Consider the following 19,639-nt stretch of genomic DNA (forward strand, 5'->3'; position numbering starts at 1 on the left):
GTACCGAGCACCAATTCATTGTCCCCCCTGTGGCAGGGATTCTGATGTCGGCGTGGTGTTTGGGAGCGCCGGCACACCGTTACCCGGCACCCTCTGCAAGTGCCAATGGTCATGTGCCGAACCTGCGGAGTCCTCAAAATGCCCTGCTCCAAACCCACATTGGTGGGCACACTGCATCACGTCGGCATGCGGTACCGGATTGAATCGAGGACCAGCAATATCGCATGCCTCGCCGCGATAATGGTGACTGTTGCGCGAGTGTCCGAATTGTTCCGCCCCTCCGTTTATCAGTAAATCTAGATTTGCGTTGCCCGTGCGTCGCTGCAAACAGCCCTCCACACACTGCAGATTCGCCAATGTTTGACCGCGGACCGGCACCGTTCGCGGCGGTGGCGCATTCCAGCGGAGCAACCCCCACGGGTCCACCCAGCGCAGCGGATTATTCCCCACGTACCGATACCGATGCGCATCGCCGCTCGCGAGGCCGATGGGGTCTTCGGTGAGGAAGCGGCCGAGACTGGGGTCGTAGTAGCGGGCGCGGTAATAGTAGAGGCCTGTCGCGGCGAGCGGGCGACCGAAGCTGTCGTAGCGGTAAGTGACGAGATCCGATTTTGTTTTACCGGCGACCTGGATCACATTGCCCTGGGCGTCGGTATAGTAGTGCCGGATGACGTCGTCGCGGATCTCGAAGAGCGGCTGGTCGATGCCGGGGCCGAAGAAATATTCCGCGTGAATGATGTCGTTATTATCTGAGCAACACATCAGCTTACCTCAATATCAGTGAAGGAACGTGCCATCTACCGCACGCGTTGCAGTATGTGTAATAAAGCGCTGATTCCCCATGCCACACAGTACGCCCAGAGCAGGATGGTTATGACGAGCAACGGCACTGAGAGCCAGTATGTGTCAAACAGGCCGATTTTTTCTAGCAGATCGGCGACCAGCAAGGGCACGGGATTGAGCACGTCATTAAAGCGTAGGACAGCACTATAAAATGAGGGGGGATGCACAAATGTGATCGAGCAATATACAAAATTCATAAAACAGAGACCGAAGACTGGCACCCAAATTATTGGTTTCGGCTTCATCGTGACGTCCATGTTCCGGAGGTACTTGGTGCGCGCGTTGAACTGGTAAAGAAAAAACTGGGTTCTGTGATGACAGGTGTGGTTCGTATCGGTGGCGCCCCGATAACTCCGGGAGCTCGCTCAAAATTATGTTGGCTATAGCTGCGGCAGATATCTGTGATGCCGTAAATGCCCGTGTTGCCTACTTCAGATGAAAGCTGTGCATTAAAGGTGACATCTTGAAATGGGGTAGTGCGCTTAAACGCTTCAATAATCCCGCCTGGCTTTGTGTCGCGATATACCTCACCTTGTAATAACCATCTTCCATTCATTCCAAAGCTATACGAACTATATGTTCCATTTGGATCTCCCACGCTGATACTTTGATGCCGATAAGGTTCATACGAGTTTGGGCCCTCAATCCAAATGTCAGTACCATTGGGATCGCGCCAATTCACCGGATTATTCCCCACGTACCGATACAAATTCGCATCGCCGCTCGCGAGACCGAGCGGGTCTTCGGTGAGGAAGCGGCCGAGGCTGGGGTCGTAGTAGCGGGCGCGGTAATAGTAGAGGCCTGTCGCGGCGTCCCATTCGCGGCCGGTGAAGCGGAAGGGAGGCTGCTCCGCGGTCGGTCCGGTCGCGGCAAGCGGGCGACCGAAGCTGTCGTATTGGTACGTGGCGAGATCGGCCGTGGTCTTGCCGGCGACTTGGATCACATTGCCTTGGCCATCGACATAGTAGTGGCGGACGACGTCGTCGCGGATCTCGAAGAGCGGCTGGTCGATGCCGGGGCCGAAGAAGTATTGGGCGATGAGATTGTTTTCGCCGTCATAATCGGCGATCCGCTGGACGCCATCGTAGACGTAGCGTTCCGTGGTCGTCACTCCCACCACCGTTTGTTGTCGCTCGATCCGGCGACCGAACGCGTCGTAGTTGAAATCGACGACCGCATCGCCGGACTGCACTCGGCGGAGTTGATCGAAGGCATCCCAGGTGTAGGTGGTCGTGAGGCCGTCGCGGATCTGTTCGGTCAGACGCCCGGCGGCATCCGTGGTGTAGCTATTGGTCACTGCGTCCCGGAGCGTGGCCAAGATCCTGTTGGGGGCGAGGTACCAATACTGCGTGTCGTCGGGGCCAGTGAGGCGGTTGCCGGCGACGTCGTAGGTATAGGCCTCCGCAGGGTTGGTGGCGCTCAAGAGTTGGTCGAGCGGGTCGTAGCTGAAGGCCCGAGTGGTCGCCACATCCGTGCGCGCGACGATGTTCCCGACCGCGTCGTAGCCGTATTGCAGCAGGTGTTGACCGTGCGGGCCATTGAACGTGATCTGCGCCACCCGACCGCGGGGGTCGTATGCCAGTGCTTGTGAGTCGTACGCCGTACTCCACCGCGAAGTCCAACGGCCGCCCTGGTCGTACGACAAGGAGGCACTGCCATCGTAGAGATCGGTGCTCACGCGGGTCCACCGCCCTGCGAAATCGAAAATCCGCTCGATCTTATGGGGCAGTCCGGTGATTCGGCTCGATTCCTGGCTATGCCACCAGTGATAATCGAGCGTCAGATCGGGACCGGTGCCGGATTGGGAGATCGCCGGGCGACCGGCGAGGTCGTAGGTGTAGGTATAGGTACGGTCCACGGTGGCCGCGCTGAGGAGCAGTCCGTCGGCATCGTAGGTGAACGAGGCCGTTTCGCCATCCGCGCTGCGGGTCACGAGTTGACCGGCTGCATCGTAGCCGAATTCAATCGTAGCGCCGGTCCGTGTGGCGATCCGTTGCAACTGCCGATTCCAGTCGTACGCACGCGTCTCGGTCGCGCCCTGCGGATCGGTCCACGCCGTAAGTTGTCCCAACGCATCGTAGGTATAGCGCCAGGTATTCCCGAGCGGATCGCTCCAGTGGGTCACCCGTTCCGCCGGACTACACCCGCAGCCGGCGACCTCGTAGCCGAGATCAGTCACGCCGCCGTTAGCATCGACGAGCTGGCTGAGGCGGTTCATGGCATCGTACGCAAACTGCGTGGACTCGCCATTCGCGTTGGTGATGTGTGTTGGATTGCCGGCGGCGTCGTAGGCGTACGTCGCCACCGTGCCGAGCGAGTCGGTCACGGCCACGACGCGCCCTTGGGCGTCCCGATCGAGAGTCGTTGTCGTGCCGAGCGGATCAGTCACCGTCCGCACCAGCCCGGCAACGTCGTAGGCATAGGTCGTCGTCGCATTGTTGTCGTCGACTGCGGATAGGATGCGCCGTTGCTCATCGTAGGTGTAGCGCCTCCCGATCCCTTGTGTCTCGAGCTCCGCCACGTTGCCCTGGGCATCGTAGGCCACGTCGACGTCCCAAGCCTCGTTGCCCCCACCGCGCGTGTAGTCCGTCAGTCGGCCCATCGCGTCGTACTGGAAGTGCGTGGGGCGACCCTCCGGAGAGAGGATCTTGACCGGACGCGATTGGGCGTCGCGCGTGATCGTGGTGACACGGTCGAGCGGGTCGGTGGTGCGGGTGACAAAGCCGCGGCGGTCGAAGGCATAGGCCCATTTCCCCCCCTCGCCGTCGGTGAATGCCGTCGTGGTCGCCGCGGGTGGTGCGGGCAACGGATCGCTCTCCGTCCCGGCGTCGGCCGTTACGGAACCGTCGTAGTGTACGGTCTCCAGTTGCCACGTCTCGTCGGTGGGAAAGGCGACGCTCGTGACCGCGCCCGATGGGGTAAAGGTGTAATGCGTTGTCTCTCCCTGCGGATCGGTCTTCATGACCATACGGTGGTCTGTATCATACGTGAACTGCCAACGGCTCCCATCCGGGAGCGTCAGGGACGTGAGGTTGCCATGGTCATCGTGATCGAGTTGCGTGGTACGCTGCTGCGGGTCGGTGATCGATTGCAGCCGGAAATCCGCGTCGTAGGTCAGCAACGTGATCTGACCGAGCGGATCGGTCATACTGCTCAGACGCTGATCGTCGTACGAGTACTTGGTCATGCGGCCGTCGCGGTCGGTGCGCGCGGTCTGGCGACCGGCGGCATCGAAGTCGAGCGTCTCGCGGGCGGTGGCGTCGCTGAGCGTGGCCGTTCCGTCTGCGTGTCGCGTGAGAAGGATCCCGGGGTCCAGCGGATGATGCAGGACGTCCCGGCCGATCCGCCGGATGCGGTGGTGTTTGCTGTCGGCAATATAGATCGTGCCGCCAGGAGCAAACGCAACGCCGCTCGGCCCATCGAATCGCGCTTGGGTGGCGGGTCCGCCATTGCCGTGATCACCGAAGAGAGAATCGCCTCCCGCGAACGTTTGTCCCGCAATTGTCGTGACGATCTCGTCGAGGCCGAGCCGGCGCAGGCGTTGCCCGCCGTTCTCGGTGAAATAGATCTGCCCCGCGGAGTCGAGCGCCAGCGCGACCGGCCCATTGAGTTGCGCGCTGGTTCCCGCAACCCCTTCTCCGTTATATCCGGCGGTCCCGTCGCCGACCAGGGTGTCGATGATCCCGGCCGGATTGATGCGTCGGATCCGGTGGTTGAGCGTGTCGGCGATGTAGACATAGCCGAGCGAATCAACGGCGACATCTTCGGGGACATTCAGTCGAGCCGCCGTCGCGAGCCCGGTATCGCCGCTGCTGCCGGCCGTTCCGTTCCCGGCGATCGTCAGGATGATCCCGGATGGGTCGACGCGCCGGATCACGTGGGCGCCGGGATCGGCGATATAGATGTTGCCGTGTGGGTCGACGTCGACCTCACTCGGGCGTGTCAGCTGGGCGGCCGTCGCGGGCCCGCCGTCGCCGGAATATCCCGCACTGCCGGTCCCCGCGACCGTCGTGATGACCCCGCTTCGGTCCACCCGCCGCACTACGTGGTTGCCGTCGTCGGCGATATAGAGATTCCCATCGGCATCGACCGCCAGGTCCGTGGCGCCGTTGAGTTGTGCGGCCGTCGCCGATCCCCCGTCGCCGGTGTAGCCTGGGATACCGGTGCCGGCGTAGGTCGCAATGATCCCATGGGGGTCGATGCGGCGGACCCGATGCCCGCCCGACTCGGCAACATAGAGGGCACCGTCTGGAGCGATCGCCAATCCGGCAGGATGACTGAGCTGGGCCCCCGTGGCCGTGCCACCATCGCCGCTCGCGCCGGGCTCGCCGTTCCCGGCGATCGTCTCGATCAGGTCGGCACGCAATGGGACCGCCGTTCCGGAACCGTCCGCCAGCAACACCGCTCCCCCGTCGGGAGACCAGAACAACCGTCGCAAACCGACCACGCCCCAGCCGGAACCGACCGGACTCTCCCGCTGGTTATGGATCGCCAATTCGCCACCGCGCCCGGCGGTCAACGGGACAAGTTGGTCGGTCGCAATGCCTGTCGTGCGCTCGGGCGGACAACCGAAGCAGCGGGCCGTGGCGTATTGGCCGGCGAAGTAGTGGGTAATCTCGGCCTGATACGGATAGAGCCCTGATGGGAACGGCTCGCCCTCGGGTGCATCCACAGGCACGGCCGCGGCGAGCGCCATCGAGGCGGCCGGGGTGAAGCGTTGCGCAATCATTCGCCCGGCCACGCGCACCTGATAACCCACTTGTGCCGGGAGCAGCGCATTGGGGTTGCGCTCTCCGGGTCCTTTTGGAAGGCCACGCGCGCCGTCGGGGCCGCCGTCGCGCTCGAATACGCCAGCGTCACCCCGTACGTCGCATCGAGCAGTGCATAGGACGGGAGCGCAAAGGACTGCATCAGTTCCCCGCTCGCCAGCTTGACCTCCGAGCCGCCGCAACGGCCGTCGCCCAGCCCGACCGAATCCGTCGTCTGCGGCGCAATCGCCGTGGGATTGATGGCTCCCGGCGGCATGATGGTCGGGTAATTCAAATCGCGCGGTGAGAAATGGGTGACCTGGTATTCGATCCAGGCCCCATCGGCCGATATCTTGCCCATCCCCTCGTGTTCCCATTCGGCCGTAGTCTTATTGAAATACCCGACCGGGATCGCGGTACCAGCGGCGAAGCCGCGCGTATTCTTCACCCGGATCGTGACCGGCTGCGCGAACTGTTGCCCTTCCGGACCCAGTTCGATCGCATGTGTAAAAAAGGAGGTGGACGGCAATGGCCCCGGCAGCGCCTCGCCAAACGGAAATGCCGTCGCCCGAACCACAGTGCCGACCGACACCGCGCCGGCCGGGGCCTCGACTTGGACCAGCCCGGACGCACTGGTATGACGGCTCCCTTCGGGACGGAGCGTCCCGATCGCGGCATCCAGCGGTGTCAGGTAGATCGTGCCGACCGCCGTCGGCTGTTGCGCATGCACGGCAAATTTCCGATACGCCGACGTATAGTGCAGATGGTGGATGTCGAGAAAGAAGACGCCGCTGCCGTGGACCGGCGTGACGGGAAAACGGAAGCTCCCGTCGTCCCCCGTGACCAGTTCACCTTCTACGCCACGAACTTGGACTACTGCGCCGTTCAACGGTGCCTTGGTGGCGGTATTGCGGACCGTGCCGACGAGCCATCCACTTTCCGGCGTCGCAAGGGCTGGCTGCCCCGCGGCCACCCAGCCTTCATCGTTGCCGCCGGGCAAATCGATCAGGCCACTGACTTGTGCAAGTGTCGGGAGGTCGCCTCCGTCCGCGCTCCCCTCGTCGCGGCAGCCGGCCAACGCCAGTGCCACGCACCACCACACCACCCAGATTCCCGCACGACTCCGCTCGCACATCGCGCACGACCCTTCGAGCCAACGGTCCTACTCTCGCCCTAGGCGCGGGCGATCGTGTCTGTCAAGCGGGAACCCGCCAAGTGTGATGTATCAATGGTTTACGGGATTGGCGCGGTGCTTTTCTACGCCCGCGAACGCCGATGGCGGATGGAACGCAGCACATCTTTGCGTTCCGACGTGAAGATGTTGCCCACCCGACCGGACCGATAGAGGCGTTGCTGCACGAGACGTTCGGCGGCTTGGACGGTCGTAATCTTCTCGGCCTCCGCCGTTTCGAAGACTTGCATCAAGTTATAGTAGATCCCGCGTGTCATCCGTTCCGCGCGTTCGACACTATAGCCTTCGCATTCGACATAGACGTTCATCAGTCCGCCGGCGTTAATGACATAATCCGGCGCGTAGAGCATGCCGCGTTTCCGCACGTCATCGGCACGCGTTTCGAGATCGAGTTGATTGTTCGCGGCACCAGCGATGATCTTGCACTGTAATTGGCCCAACGTGTCGGCGTTAATCACGGCGCCGAGTGCGCACGGCGCGAAGATGTCGCACGGCACACTGAAGACGCGATCGGGTTTGACGGACGTGGTACCATGCTCCTTGCACACCTGATCGACGCGCTCCGCATCGATGTCGGAAACAACGACGTTGGCGCCGGCCTCGACCAGCAATTTCACTAAGTGATGACCGACGTGCCCGACGCCCTGCACCACGACCGTGCGCCCACTGATGTCTTCATTGCCGAACACGCGGTGTAAACAGGCATGCATGCCTTGAAACACGCCGAGCGCAGTAAACGGCGACGGATCCCCCGAACCGCCGTGCGATGCGGCGATCCCGACCACGTAGTCGGTTTCCGTGTAAATATATTCCATGTCGTTGACGTCGGTGCCGACGTCTTCGGCCGTAATGTACCGTCCGCCGAGCGTGTTCAAGAAACGGCCGTACGCGCTGAACAGCGCCTGTGACTTGTCGCGTTTCGGATCGCCGATGATGACCGCTTTGCCGCCGCCTAAGCTGAGGCCCGCGGCCGCGGCCTTGTAAGTCATGCCACGGGAGAGTCGCAGCACGTCGCGCAGCGCCTCGCCCTCGTCTTTATAGAGCCACATCCGGGTGCCGCCGAGCGCCGGCCCCAACGTGGTGTTATGGATCGCGATGATCGCCTTGAGGCCGGATTCTTTGTTCTGACAAAACACAATCTGTTCGTGATCGAACGCTTCCATCTGTTGCAAGACATCGCTGACCATCGGAGCCTCCCTCGTCGGTATAAGATTTGGGCGTGCTGCTAACTGTCGGGTGGGGTGAAGTCAATCCGATTTTCGCGTGCCAGCGTGATCATCGTCATGCGCGTACGCTGATCCGGTCATAACACAACACGCCAACGCAGGCCGCCTTGCCGCACACGCCGCACCTATGTCATCAGCCAGACATGTTCTGGAAAAACATCCGTCCCCTCTGTTCGCTGCTGGTCGCCTGCTGCTGGATCGGCACCGCCGCGAGCCAAGAACCCCCTCCCCTGTCATTGGAAGACACCGCCGCTGCGCTGCAACGGCAACTTCTCGGCGCGAATGCCGCGACCGAGGCCATCCCGCTTCGACTGCGGGCCACGTTTGCGTTGCCAACAGTTCCCGCGTTCCCTGCGCTGCGGGTCAGCGGTCGTGGGACAATCCCGTACCAACTGCAAGCGGATCAGATTCTGCTTCGCAATTCCGACTTGCCCCGATTACGTGGCACGCTCCAAGGTCCGGATATCCCCGGGGGACCTTATAAGCTCAGCTTCAACGGGCATGCCGGCAGCCGGAGCACGATCACTTGGGACCCGGATGCCATTGCGATCACACTGCACGGCTTGCAACTCGACGCCAAGGTCTTTGCCGCCAACGGCACCGCACCACTGCTCCGTTTCGCCCTCCCCCCGATCCGTCTCACGACGGGGACGATTCAAATCGCCTCCGCCGCAGGCGGACCCGCCTCTGGCGGGGGCAAACCCGTGACCGGCATCCTCCAATTAAAAGAGCGCCGCGCCACCCTCGTTGGCACATTTCGTATGCCCAAAACCGGCCTCCCCCCACTCGACGCCAAACTCCACGGCCAAACCGTCCTGCTCACCTTGCAAGGGCAAGTGGTGGAATAAAAATCCCCCTCCCGCCTTGACTTTCTCCGCCCCCCTCCCATATGAGGCGGCGATTCTTTGCGGGGGCTCACGTCGCCCCCTCCAGTGGCAAAGCCACTGGAGCCACCCCCTCAACGCCGCTGTGCGGCTGTGCGACAACGCGACACATTAGGAGAACACATGGGAAAAATCATTGGCATCGACTTGGGTACGACGAATTCGGTGGTCGCCATTATGGAAGGTGGGCAACCGAAGATCATTCAAAACGAAGAGGGGGCGCGGTTAACGCCTTCCGTGGTGGCGTTTACGGACCAAGGCGAAATCCTGGCCGGACAGACCGCGAAGCGCCAAGCCATCATCAATCCGCATCGCACCGTCTATTCGATCAAACGCTTCATGGGTCGGCGGCGCAGTGAAGTACCCGACGAGATCAAGATGGTCCCCTATGAAGTCGCGGAGCGCGAAAACGGCGACGCCGGCGTGAAGATCGACAACAAAGTCCATACGCCGCCGGAAATTTCGGCCCACGTCTTGCGTAAATTGAAAAAGGCCGCGGAGGATTATTTAGGCGAAGCCGTTACCGACGCGGTGATTACCGTGCCGGCGTATTTCAACGACAGCCAACGCCAGGCCACGAAAGACGCGGGCCAGATCGCCGGGTTGACGGTGCGCCGCATCATTAACGAACCGACCGCGGCCGCGTTGGCCTACGGGCTGGACAAGAAGAAAGATGAAACCATTGTCGTCTACGACTTCGGCGGCGGGACGTTCGACATCTCGGTGTTGGAAGTCGGCGAGAATGTCGTCGAAGTGATCGCCACTAACGGCGACACCCATTTGGGCGGCGACAACATCGATCAACGGCTGATCGATTACATCATGACGGAGTTCAAAAAAGATCAAGGCATCGATCTGGGCGCCGACAGTCGCGCGTTGCAGCGGTTGAAAGAAGCCGCCGAAAAAGCGAAGTGTGAACTCTCTTCGCTGATGGAAACTGAGATCAATCTCCCATTCATCACGGCCGATCAAACCGGCCCGAAGCACTTAGTGATGAAACTCTCTCGCGCGAAATTCGAATCGCTGGTGATGGACATCTTCGAACGCACGTTGGAGCCGTGTAAACGCTGCCTCGCGGATGCGAACAAGAAGCCGGCCGACATCGACGAAGTCATTCTGGTCGGTGGCTCGATCCGCATTCCGAAGGTCCAAGAACTGGTGCGCAACTTTTTCGGCCGCGATCCGCATAAAGGCGTCAATCCGGACGAAGTCGTTGCGGCAGGCGCCGCAGTACAAGGCGGCGTGTTGGCCGGCGAAGTGAAAGATATGTTGCTGCTCGATGTCACGCCGCTGTCATTGGGGATCGAGACGCTGGGCGGCGTAATGACGCGCCTGATCGAACGCAACACCACGATTCCAACCCGCAAGTCGCAAGTCTTTTCGACGGCGGCGGACGGCCAGACCAGTGTCGAAATTCACGTGATGCAAGGCGAACGCGAAATGGCCGGCGACAATCGGTCGTTAGGGCGCTTCATCCTCGACGGCATTCCCGGCGCGCCGCGTGGCGTACCACAAGTGGAGGTCACGTTCGACCTCGACGCCAACGGCATCTTGAACGTCGGCGCGCTCGATAAGGCGACGAACAAGAAACAACACATCACCATCACTTCGTCCGGCGGACTCAAGAAAGACGAAGTCGAACAAGCGGTGCGCGATGCGAAGCAGCACGAGAGCGACGACAAGAAGCGGCGCGAAGAAATTGAATTGCGCAATCAGGCCGATGCGTTGGTCTATGGGACCGAGCGGACGGTGAAAGAAAATCGCGATAAATTGCCCGCGGAAGACGTGCAGCCGGTCGATGCCGCGCTGGAGGCCTGCAAGAAAGCGATCGAATCGAAAGATACGGCCGCGATCAAGACCACGATGGAGCAATTGCAGCAGACGTCGCATCGCATGGCCGAGGCGTTGTATCGGGCCAGCGCGGCCAAAGAGGCCAAGACCGCCGGCAACGGCGAAGCGAAAACCGGCACCGACGACAGCGCAGCCCCCCGCGATGAAAAAGTCGTCGACGCAGAATTCGAAGAGGTCAAGTAGCGACAGCTCAAGTAGCGAGCGCGACGTCGATCAAGCCGCAGAGAGTAGTGAAGACGGCCAGCGTGGCCACGAGTTGCTCGTGGCCACTTTGGTGTGTGGTGGTCAATTCGGCAAAGACGCCACGCCGATCCACTTCAATTTGCAAATGCGCGTTCGCCAACGGACGCAGCCGTTCCCGGAAATACGGCTGTAACACTCGTCGTGCGAGGCTATCATCGGTCGTTGCCACCGTGACGGCCCGATCGAAAGTGGAATCACCGGTCAAATGAATCTCGGCCCCATACCATTCGCGCATTCTCCCCGGCCGCTGATCGCATTGTAGCAATAACCGGCCCGACCAATCGTCATGCAGTTCCGTATGCAGCTTCCACGTCGTGGTCTCCGCCGTCGGTTCGCAGGTCAGATGAATCGCATAGCCGCAATGGCGTCCGTCCAACGCCGGCGACGGGAAACCGTGTACCCGCGCGACTTCCAGCGGCAGCTGAGGTTTCATCAGCGCCAGCGTCTCTTGACACGTCCGCGCGCGCCGGCGCACGCGCCGGCTCCCCCACGCCACCGCGCACGCGACCAGCACGAAGCAAGCCCCGATCCATGACCACTGCATCATCGCTTGTGCTCCGGTGCGCCCGCGACCAACACGACGATCTCACCACGCGGCGGCGCAGCCTGTGCCGCACTGAGTAACTCCGCCAGTGTGGCGCAGCGGATGGTTTCGTACTGCTTCGTTAATTCTCGGGCCAACGCGGCCGGCCGATCGCCGAAACACGCGAGCATTTCTTGCAAGTAACGCGCGACGTCCCATTTCGCGACGTAAAAGACCAACGTATGCGGTATGGCCGTCAGCTGTTCCAAATAGGTGCGGCGCCGTCCCATTTTTTCCGGCAGGAAGCCAACGAACGTAAACGCATGCGTCGGCAATCCGGCGGCGCTCAACGCCGTGATCGCCGCGCAAGGCCCAGGGATCGGAACAACGGGGATCGACGCCTCGCGCGCGGCTTGAGCGACCTGCAAGCCGGGATCCGCGATCGCGGGCGTGCCGGCGTCGGAGACCAATGCCACTGATTCCCCGCGCTGCAACAATTGCAGCAAGCCTGCGGTCGATGCGCGTTCGTTATGCCCGTGACAACTGATCACGCGCGTGTGGATCTCGAGATGCGTCAGCAGTTTGCGCGTGTGCCGTGTATCTTCCGCGGCGATCCAATCAACCTCTCGCAGCACCCGCACCGCACGCGCAGTGATGTCCTCTAAATTGCCGATCGGAGTGGCGACGATGTACAGCGTGCCGACAGACATACACTCCCTTAGGCCGGGAAGAATTTATTGACGATCGAAAAACGGCGCCCCATCCCGAAGGCCTTGGCCGTCACCTTGATGCCAAGCGGGGCCTGTTGCCGTTTATACTCATTGCGATGTACGCGCCGCACGACATCGTCCACCATCTGCCGATCCAGCCCTTGGGCGACGATCTCCTCGATCCCTTGCTGCCGCTCGATATACAATTTCAAGATCCGGTCGAGAATCGGGTACGCCGGCAACGAATCGGCATCGACTTGATTCGGTCGCAACTCCGCGGATGGCGGGCGTTGCAGCGTGTGTTCCGGGATGACGACCCGGTCACGATTGATGAAATGCGCTAGTTCATAGACTTGCGTCTTCGGAACATCCGAGAGCATCGCCATCCCACCGGTCATATCGCCGTACAAGGTACAATACCCGACCGCCAATTCCGATTTGTTCCCGGTTGACAGCAGCAACGCGCCGCGCCGGTTGGAAAGCGTCATCAGAATGGTCCCGCGAATTCGTGCTTGTAAATTCTCTTCAGCCAGATCGGGCGCTTCCAACGGCTGTCCGCTGCCGACCTGTTCGCGAAAGGCCGCGTACGCCTCGCCGATCGGGATGACTTCAAACTGGATCCCGAGTGTATGCGCTAACAACTCTGCGTCAGTGACGCTTTCCGGGCGCGTAAACGGCGATGGCATCGCGACGGCCATGACTTGCTCCGGACCCAACGCCTCTGCGGCGATACAGGCAACGACCGCGGAATCGATGCCGCCGGAGAGGCCGAGGATCGCCTTCGTGAATCCGCATTTGTGGAAGTAGTCCCGCACGCCGAGACTGAGCGCATGAAACACTTGTTCGATCGGCGGCGGATCGAGCAGTGCCGTGGCGGGACCGCGTAACTCCGTGTCACTGAGGAGGACACGCGCTTCGGCAAAGCGCGGGCCTTGCCACACGACATCGCCATCGGCGTTCAGCGCCATGCTGTGACCGTCAAAAACCAACTCGCCGTTGCCGCCGACCAGGTTCACGTAGAGAATCGGATAGCCATAGGCCTTTGCGGCGCGACGCAGCAGCTCGCGGCGCAGATCGACTTTCCCCACCGAGAATGGCGAGGCGGAAATATTGATCACGAGTTCTGCGCCGCCTTCGTAGAGTTGGCGCATCGGATCGACCGCATAGAGTCGGCGCCCATTGCTCGGTTCATACAGCGCCCAGCAATCCTCACAAATGGAGAGGCCGATCCGCTTACCGCGATACGCCACGACTTGGTGTGTCTGCGCCGGGGCAAAATGGCGTCCTTCATCGAAGACATCATAGGTGGGCAACAACGTCTTGGCTTGACTCAGCACGAACTGACCGTTGTCCAGCAACGCCGCGCTGTTGTGTAACGCGCGGCCGCCGGCAGCGGGATTGCGGGCGACGTAGCCCACGACGACACCGATCCCTTGCGCCGCAGCGCGGATCTGATCCAGTGCGGCGAGATTGGCAGCGATGAAATCGGGCAACTCCAGCAAGTCACGCGGCGGATAGCCGGTCGTCGCCAGTTCTGGAAAAATGATCAGATCGGCGCCTTGCGCACGTCCCCACGCAATATGCTCGCAGATCCGCTGCGTATTGCCGGCGAAGTCACCGATGGTGAGATTGAGTTGGGCAATCGCGTAGCGCATCATGCCGCCGATCGAGTTATGCGAGCAACTGCCCGAGTTTCAACGCCGCGCCCATATCGCCTTTCACTTTCAATTTGCCGGTCAAGAAGGCCTGTTGCGCGTTCAACTGTCCGTTGATCATCGCTTCAAAATCGGTGGCAGTCATTAGCAGTGTCACTTTCGGCGTCGCCACACTCCCGCCTTGGACCTTTCCCTCGCTCGTCGTGAGGTCGAGCGTCCATTGGCCGCCGCCCTCCCCGCTCAAATCGAAAACGACTAACCCGTTAATAGATTGTTGCACTGCCGGCTTCGCCTGCACCCGCTGCGGAATGACCTGCTCGATGATCTGTTGTGCACCCATGATGCTCTCCTTTCGGTTGAACAGTAACGGTTACGATATCTATATACGGCGCGGACTCAGGAGTGGGAGGACGACCCGGCGACCGTGCAACACCCCCCACAACGCAGAGCTCCATGCGAGTCCGAGGGCGATTGCAAATAACGGTTGCAAATCGTGTAACAGTCGCGACGCCCAGACACTCCATAATCCCGCCACGGCTTCACTGACGCCTAATCCACACAGTCCGACGCAGTAGACGCAGCCCACTCGGGCGGCCTGTCGGGCATGAAACCGCAGTTCCCGATCCCAACTCCAACAAAACGGCACCGCACTCAGCGGTGCCAGTAGGTAGCAGAACAGCGCGCGACGCCGCATCGTCAGGTCCCTTCCGAATGCGCCTGTTTGGCCGCATATTCGCCGATAAACGGGATCTTCCAGGTCTCGAATTGATACGCCTTGATCAAGCAAATGATCCAGATCGAGAGAATGCTCAAGCCCACCACTCCGCGCACGAAATCAAAAAATGTCCCAAAAATCCCGACCACGCGTCCGGCCAGTTCGCCGATAAACCACAGGCCCATCATGACGACCCAGGCCACGCCGCCCAGCAAGATACTCTGCCAGGCATGAAAGCGCACCACCGGTTCCTGCTTTTCGATCACGACAAACACGATCCCGGCGACGGGAAAGCCGCAACTCAGAAACATCAGCAGATAGCATAGCAGGCTCGCGATATTCGGAGCGAGACCGCTAGAGCCGGGCATTGGCTTCTCGGACATAGGCAGCTCCCTGGGAGGCGTCGGTGGCATACATCGATTCAAAGAGGTCGCGGTAGCGTTCGTACGCGACCTTACGGCGAATCTTCAGTGTCGGCGTCAGCTCGCCGTGCTCGATGGCAAAATCACGCGGCAAGATGCGAAACTTTTTGACCTGTTCGAACGACGCGCGATCGCGATTCACCGCATCGACCGTGACTTGCACTAAGGCCACGATGCGGGGCTCGCCGGTCAGCGCTTCCCAATCCGCATAGGGGATTTTGATCCGCTGCGCATACGCCTCGACGGCCGGTCGGTCGAGCGTTACGAGCGCAGTCACGAAATTGCGTCGATCGCCATACAACAACGCATCGCTGATATACGGCGACGTCTTGAGTTGGTTTTCAATCGGTTGCGGCGCGACATATTTTCCCGCGGACGTTTTGAGCAAATCTTTCTTACGATCCGTGATCCGCAAGAATCCATCGCGGGAAAATTCGCCGATGTCACCGGTATGGAACCAACCATCCGGTTCCAACACCGCCGCCGTCTCTTCCGGCCGCTGAAAATAGCCGCGAAACACCGTGGGACCGCGCACCAGAATTTCACCATCGTCGGCCATCCGCACGTGCACCTGCGGCAACGGCTTCCCAACCGTGCCGAAGCGATAATCATCGAGATGATTCAACGTGACGGCCGCCGCCGTTTCGGTCAATCCATAGCCTTCCAGGATCAAGATCCCGAGACTTTCAAAAAAACGCGCGACCTCCGCCGCGAGCGGCGCCCCGCCCGATACGGCGGCGATCAAATTGCCACCCAGCCGCGCCTTCACCGGCCGCGTGATCAGTCGCGCCAACGGCAATCGGCAACGCAGGCCGAGCGTTAAATGTCCGCCGCGTGCCCCGGCCCGCGCCGCTGCCTCGCCGACTTGCATCGCCCAATGAAAGAGGCGTTGTTTCCAGGCCGGCGCGGCGGCCAGGGTATTGAGGATGCGCGCCTGGACTTTTTCATAAATGCGCGGCACCGCGGCGAAGAAGTGCGGGCGGGTCTCTTGGAGGTTCTCGCCGATTTTCTCCAGACTCTCCGCGTAACTGGCAACATGCGCCGAGGCAATTTGAAAAAATTGCATCGCGCGCGCGACAATATGCGCCAACGGCAGAAACATCAGGCATTCCGAATGCGGCGGAAAACAAAATACGTCGTGGAGTCCGGCCACTTCGACAGTAAAGTTTTCGAACGTCAGTTCGACCCCTTTCGGTGTCCCGGTCGTTCCGGAGGTGTACACCAGCGACGCCAGATCCGCCGCCCCGCGCGCGCGCCAGCATTGCTCGTAAACGGATTGGTCCCCCGATGACAGCGCACCGCGCTCGATGATCGTCGAGAGCGTTGTGACGGGGATCGGCGATGCGATCGCCGCCGCATCCATTTCAGCAAAGACGATGAGCTGTTCCAACGCAGGGCATTCGCGGTGCAACAGCTCGATCACGGCGAGTTCGGGCAATCGTTCGACAAAGAGAAAACGACACGCCGGCTCCTGCACGATAAAGAGCGCCTGCGTCGGCGGCAACGTCTGGTAGATCGGGACCACCACGCCGCCTGCGGCCAAACTCGCCAGATCGGCTAAACTCCACTCATAGCGAGTACTGCTCCAGATCGCGACACGATCGCCGACGTCGAGTCCGCGTTGCCGCAGCCAGGTCGCGAGCGCGGCCACGCGCCGGCCGACTTGTTCCCAAGTTAGCGTCTTCCACCCCACGCCGGACGCCTTAAAGCGCCAGCAGGGTTGCGACGCGAAATGCACAACATTTTCGTGGAATTGAGCGAGAAAAGTCCCCATGCAACGGGGTGTAACGTGAGAGAGGGGTGTGGGTCAAGCCCGCTCGATGTAGTCGCCGGTCGAGGTATCGATTTTCACTTTTTCGCCGACTTGGATGAAATTCGGGACTTTCACGTTGAGTCCGGTTTCGAGCGTCGCCTGCTTGTACGAGGCGGCGGCGGTCGCAAAGCGCACCGTCGGCTCCGCCTCGGTGACGGTCAACGCGATGCTGGGCGGCAACACGACGCTCACCGGCCGCCCGTCATAAAATTCCGCGACCACTTTCAAATTAGGGAGCAGATAGGATTTGCCGTCGCCGATCAGATCGGCGCCGAACGTGACTTGTTCGTAATTCTCGGTATGCATGAAATGATAATGTTCTCCGTCGGCGTACAAGAATTCCATTTCGTGCTGTTCCAAAATCGCGCGCTCGACCTTTTCATCCGAGCCGAACCGCCGCTCTTCTTGATTGCCGGAGAGTAAATTGCGGAGCTGCGTCTGAATGATGCCCCGCTTATTGCCCGGCGTAATGTGCGTCACGTTCATCACGCGACAGAGTTTCTTGTCGAGCTCAAGAATCATCCCGACACGGATCTGCGTGGCTGCGATCATGCGATTTTCCCCACACTCTATGGCTGATTAGTTTGCGGTTCGGTCTTTGAGGAGCCAACCCCGGCCCACGGCAAAGGTGGCGACCACTAAGGCGCCGAAACAGATATACGGGAAGAGGTCGCTTTCGGCAAGCCCCGGGAACCACTGGCTCAAGTCGAGGGCCTTCCCCCATTGCTCCTTCACCGACATCAAGGCCACGAGGATTCCGGCAATCGCGCCGCCGGCAATCAGACCCGACGACCAGAGCACGCCGGGCGAGCCTTCGGCCTCGGCATCGCTCTGTCCGCGACGCGTCACGCGCTCGACGAAGTAGCGAATCATGCCGCCGAAGAAAATCGGCGCCGATGACGAGAGCGGCAAATAGACGCCCACCGCAAACGGAAGCGACGCCACGCCACAGAGTTCCATTAGCACGGCGATAAAGACGCCAATCAGCACTAAGCCCCATGGGAGTTTTTGTGTCATCACGCCGTCGATGATCAAGGCCATCAACCGCGCCTTCGGGGCCTCGTACTTCGTGACTGTGGTCCCGTCGTCGCGCGCCTTCAGCGTGCCGTTGATGCCCGGATCCACTAAATAGGCCAAGTGGCCCGTGTCGTCGGCCAGATATTTTCCCGCCGCGACTTCGCCCTGTGCCTCGGGGAGTTGCACAACATGATATTCTTTCTGATCGATTGCACGTTCCGGTCCACCCACATGCTCCTTCAGCGTCATCGCGCTGACATCGACCGTGAATTTGGGGAAATCGACTTTATGGTAGATCGTCGAGGCATTGTTCAACACCAACAACGTGTAGCCGATCACGAGCGCGGAGGTCACTGAACCCAAGATAATGCCGATCTGTTGCGCCATCGGCGTCGCGCCAACCAGGAATCCGGTCTTCAAGTCTTGTGACGTCGTTCCGCCATTCGAGGCCGCAATGCAGACGATCGCGGCGACGCTGAGCGCCGTGAGGCGATAACCCGCGCCCATCCAACCGACAGCGACGAAGATCAAACACGTCAGGAGCAATGTGGCGACGGTCATCCCGGAGATCGGATTCGAAGACGATCCGATTTCGCCGGTGATCCGTGAAGAAACCGTGACGAAGAGAAAACCGAACAGCACGATCAGGATCGCGCCCAGTAAATTCATATGGAAGGTCGGCGCAAACCAGATGGCGAGGGTCAACAAGCCAACGCCGCCCAACACGATCCGCATCGGGATGTCGCGCTCGGTGCGCCGTCGCACGGCACCGGCGACGCTCACACCGGCCGCGCGCACATTGCGCAGCCCCGCGACCAACGACCGCGCAATCACGGGGAGGCTGCGGATCATGCTGATGATCCCGCCCGCCGCCACGGCACCGGCGCCGATATACAATACGTAATTCCGCCAAATTTCGTACGGCTTCATTTCGGCGATCAATTTCGTCGCGGGAAAGAGTGGCGTCGATTGATAGCTGCCGAACAATGTGATGGCCGGAATGAGTACGAATGCGGACAACACGCCGCCGGCCACCATGATGCTCGCAATGCGCGGACCGATCACGTAACCAACCCCGAGCAGCTCCGGCGCGACCTCGGTCGCAAAGACGGCATTCTTGTACCACGCCAGCGCGTATTCCGGGACATCCTTCCACAACTTCATACCGATATTGAGCAGCTTGTAGACGAAGCCGATACCAAATCCGATGAAGACCGTCCGCGCGCTGGTGCCCCCTTTTTCGCCGACGATCAAGACCTCCGCGCACGCCGTGCCTTCCGGATAGACGAGTTCTTTTTCGGCCCGGACAATCAACGCCCAACGGAGCGGGATCATCATTAAGATGCCGAGGATGCTCCCCAGCAGTGCGACAAGCATCACGCGGGCCAACTCCATGTTGTAGCCGAGGATCATCAACGCCGGCATCGTGACGGCGACACCGAATGCAATCGACTCGCCGGCCGACCCAGTCGTTTGCACGACGTTATTTTCCAGAATCGTCGCGCGGCGGACGTTAAACGCTTTCGAGAAGAGACGGAAGATCGTGATCGACATCACCGCGATCGGGATGGACGCGCTGACGGTCATCCCCACTTTCAACGCCAAGTAGAGACTCGAGGCCCCGAAGACGATGCCCAATACGCAACCGACAATCAGCGGGAGCGTCGTGAGTTCGGGAATACGGAGGTGATCAGCGATAAACGGCTTATGTGCTGTTTCCGATTCGGTCTTTGCCACCTTCACAGCCAACCTCCGCGTCGACGACATAGATCCTCCTCGGCGCCGTGTGTATACTTA

Annotated in this window: 15 protein-coding genes; 2 read left to right on the forward strand and 13 right to left on the reverse strand. The window is 60.7% G+C overall.

Going from position 1 to position 19,639, the window contains the following annotated elements; genetic code table 11:
* Window positions 1-15: 15 nt before the first annotated feature.
* The 4 genes from HY696_06055 to HY696_06070 form a co-directional block, all read right to left on the reverse strand.
* Entirely contained in the window at window positions 16-762 is a 747-nt protein-coding gene (locus HY696_06055) for an RHS repeat-associated core domain-containing protein (GenBank protein MBI4237964.1), read from the reverse strand.
* A 322-nt stretch (window positions 763-1,084) separates the two neighbouring features.
* The gene (locus HY696_06060; GenBank protein MBI4237965.1) at window positions 1,085-5,584 is read right to left on the reverse strand and encodes a hypothetical protein; all 4,500 of its coding nucleotides are present in this window, start codon (window positions 5,582-5,584) and stop codon (window positions 1,085-1,087) included.
* Window positions 5,569-6,726 (reverse strand): carboxypeptidase regulatory-like domain-containing protein, encoded by a 1,158-nt coding sequence (locus HY696_06065; GenBank protein ID MBI4237966.1) that lies wholly within the window; start codon window positions 6,724-6,726, stop codon window positions 5,569-5,571. The genes HY696_06060 and HY696_06065 overlap by 16 nt, the downstream gene beginning before the upstream one ends.
* 122 nt (window positions 6,727-6,848) lie before the next feature.
* Window positions 6,849-7,946, reverse strand: coding sequence for a Glu/Leu/Phe/Val dehydrogenase (locus tag HY696_06070; GenBank protein ID MBI4237967.1), 1,098 nt, complete (start codon window positions 7,944-7,946; stop codon window positions 6,849-6,851).
* A gap of 206 nt (window positions 7,947-8,152) precedes the next feature.
* Between HY696_06070 and HY696_06075 the strand changes: the two genes are divergently transcribed.
* Window positions 8,153-8,857 (forward strand): hypothetical protein, encoded by a 705-nt coding sequence (locus tag HY696_06075; GenBank protein MBI4237968.1) that lies wholly within the window; start codon window positions 8,153-8,155, stop codon window positions 8,855-8,857.
* A 159-nt stretch (window positions 8,858-9,016) separates the two neighbouring features.
* Window positions 9,017-10,927 carry a molecular chaperone DnaK gene (dnaK, locus tag HY696_06080; protein ID MBI4237969.1) on the forward strand — a complete coding sequence of 637 codons (1,911 nt, stop codon included), beginning with the start codon at window positions 9,017-9,019 and terminating at the stop codon, window positions 10,925-10,927.
* 7 nt (window positions 10,928-10,934) lie between these two features.
* Here dnaK and HY696_06085 read toward each other — a convergent pair whose 3' ends face one another.
* The 9 genes from HY696_06085 to HY696_06125 are packed head-to-tail and all read right to left on the reverse strand — an operon-like array spanning window position 10,935 to window position 19,591.
* Window positions 10,935-11,534, reverse strand: a complete 600-nt coding sequence (locus HY696_06085) for a hypothetical protein (protein ID MBI4237970.1) — start codon at window positions 11,532-11,534, stop codon at window positions 10,935-10,937.
* Complete coding sequence (gene rsmI, locus HY696_06090) at window positions 11,531-12,220, reverse strand: 16S rRNA (cytidine(1402)-2'-O)-methyltransferase (GenBank protein MBI4237971.1); 690 nt, start codon at window positions 12,218-12,220, stop codon at window positions 11,531-11,533. Before rsmI ends, HY696_06085 begins: the two co-directional genes overlap by 4 nt.
* Window positions 12,221-12,228: 8 nt before the next feature.
* Window positions 12,229-13,875 carry an NAD+ synthase gene (locus HY696_06095; GenBank protein ID MBI4237972.1) on the reverse strand — a complete coding sequence of 549 codons (1,647 nt, stop codon included), beginning with the start codon at window positions 13,873-13,875 and terminating at the stop codon, window positions 12,229-12,231.
* 16 nt (window positions 13,876-13,891) lie between these two features.
* Entirely contained in the window at window positions 13,892-14,215 is a 324-nt protein-coding gene (locus HY696_06100; protein MBI4237973.1) for an SCP2 sterol-binding domain-containing protein, read from the reverse strand.
* A 39-nt stretch (window positions 14,216-14,254) separates the two neighbouring features.
* Window positions 14,255-14,569, reverse strand: a complete 315-nt coding sequence (locus HY696_06105) for a hypothetical protein (GenBank protein ID MBI4237974.1) — start codon at window positions 14,567-14,569, stop codon at window positions 14,255-14,257.
* A gap of 2 nt (window positions 14,570-14,571) precedes the next feature.
* The gene (locus HY696_06110) at window positions 14,572-14,973 is read right to left on the reverse strand and encodes a hypothetical protein (protein MBI4237975.1); all 402 of its coding nucleotides are present in this window, start codon (window positions 14,971-14,973) and stop codon (window positions 14,572-14,574) included.
* Entirely contained in the window at window positions 14,945-16,786 is a 1,842-nt protein-coding gene (locus tag HY696_06115) for a long-chain fatty acid--CoA ligase (protein MBI4237976.1), read from the reverse strand. Before HY696_06115 ends, HY696_06110 begins: the two co-directional genes overlap by 29 nt.
* Window positions 16,787-16,819: 33 nt before the next feature.
* On the reverse strand, window positions 16,820-17,377 hold the full coding sequence (gene efp / locus HY696_06120; protein MBI4237977.1) for an elongation factor P: 558 nt from the start codon (window positions 17,375-17,377) through the stop codon (window positions 16,820-16,822).
* 27 nt (window positions 17,378-17,404) lie between these two features.
* Window positions 17,405-19,591 (reverse strand): oligopeptide transporter, OPT family, encoded by a 2,187-nt coding sequence (locus HY696_06125; GenBank protein MBI4237978.1) that lies wholly within the window; start codon window positions 19,589-19,591, stop codon window positions 17,405-17,407.
* Between the last annotated feature and the right edge of the window lie 48 nt (window positions 19,592-19,639).

The organism is Deltaproteobacteria bacterium, assembly GCA_016210045.1.
Lineage (GTDB): Bacteria > UBA10199 > UBA10199.